This is a genomic window from Flavobacterium cheongpyeongense (assembly GCF_003202435.1).
GTDB classification, from domain to species: Bacteria; Bacteroidota; Bacteroidia; order Flavobacteriales; family Flavobacteriaceae; genus Flavobacterium; species Flavobacterium cheongpyeongense.
In genome coordinates this window covers 1-1,510 of sequence record NZ_QJHK01000043.1, presented here as the reverse complement: position 1 = coordinate 1,510, position 1,510 = coordinate 1, and the positions used below count along the sequence as shown (strand labels likewise).

The 1,510-nt window shown below is 41.8% G+C and carries 1 protein-coding gene; it reads right to left on the bottom strand.

Annotated elements, in window-relative coordinates; all coding sequences use genetic code 11:
* Positions 1–1,510 (bottom strand): SprB repeat-containing protein (locus tag DMB65_RS21815; protein WP_133249524.1); only part of this gene is annotated, 1,510 nt, incomplete at both ends.

The following is a 1,510-nucleotide window of genomic DNA, read 5'->3' as shown; positions in this document are numbered from 1 at the left end:
GGCAATCCTGTATAAGTTCCTGTAACATCTCCGCTTGTATTGGCACCTGCACCTGTAAGGGTATAGCTATATGGAGCAAGTCCATCAGCAGGTGTCAAGGTAATGGTTCCATTACTGCCTCCAAAACAGCTTACATGGGTTTCTGCAACCAAAGCGGTAGGAGTAGTTCTTGGCGTTACAATAACATCGCCTGATTCAGCCTGACATCCTTGGGAATCCGTTACCCTAAATTTATAAGTACCATCTGTACCTGTTGTAAACGGATTCGCAGAAGCAACATAGCCCGAACCATCATTTACTTCATAACTCACATACGTAGAAGTTCCTCCTGATGCTGTTAAAGTAACACTTGCATTAGCAATACAGGTTAAATCCTGTGTCATATTAGCACTCAAGGTTAACTGTGGTTTAACCTCATACGATACCGTGTTAGAAACACATCCGTTGCCATCTGTAATACTCAATTGATAAGTACCAGGAGCAGTAATGCTATAAGTTGAAGCTGACTGGCCTGAGCCGTTTATAGTATAAGTAGCCGGAAGTTTAGAAACTGTCTGACCTACCGATAAATCAATCGTAAATGCTGTTCCAACAAAACACTGTGCTGCCGGCATAACGATAACCGGGGAAGCATCTTCATTGATCACAATATCCAATTTAAAGGTACAGCCATTGCTGTCTTTTACCCAAACATCATAATCATTAGGTGCTGGTGCCGTAAATGGCAGCACTGCACTGGCACTAGAAGTATAGTCTGCTGCAACTGGCGCAACATTATTGGCAACAAATGCATAAGTGTAAGCTGGTGTGCCTCCACCGGCAAGAACTGTAACCTGAGCACCATTGTTGCAATTTGCATTGATATTGCTAACCTCTGTAAGGGTCAATGGGTTTGGCTGGCCAACTGTAACTGTTGCTGTAGCATCACAACCTGTAACTTCATCTATCACAACAATTACGTAAGGACCTGTTCCTAAACCGGTAAGGTCAATAGTTGATGCAGTCTGACCTGTTACTGCCACACCACCGTTAACAGAGTAACTGTAAGTAGTGGCAAAACTGCCAACTGTAAATTTAACAGCCCCGTTAGCAACCGCAGGTGTTACATTACAAGTAACATCGCTTACTAGCTCACCAGAAACCGTAATATTAACCACTGGCTCAACTTTATAATTATCCTCTATTGAACATCCATTGGCATCGGTTACCTTGAATAAATAAGTAACATTGGTTGCCAAATCTGTAAATAAAGGATTATTTCCGTTATCAACTGTGATCGGAGAAATGATCTCGTATTTAGCAATCGCATAGCCCCCAACTGCTGCAACTCTGATATCAGCAACATGCGTTGGACAAACTGGTGCTTTATCAACACTAAAGGTAATACCGGTCAACGGTAAATATTTATCTACTGTAATATTTCCTCCAACAATACAGCCTTTAGCATCCATTACTGAATAAACAATAACCTGGTCTGTTCCATTATCGGATACTGATAAGGTATTAGCTG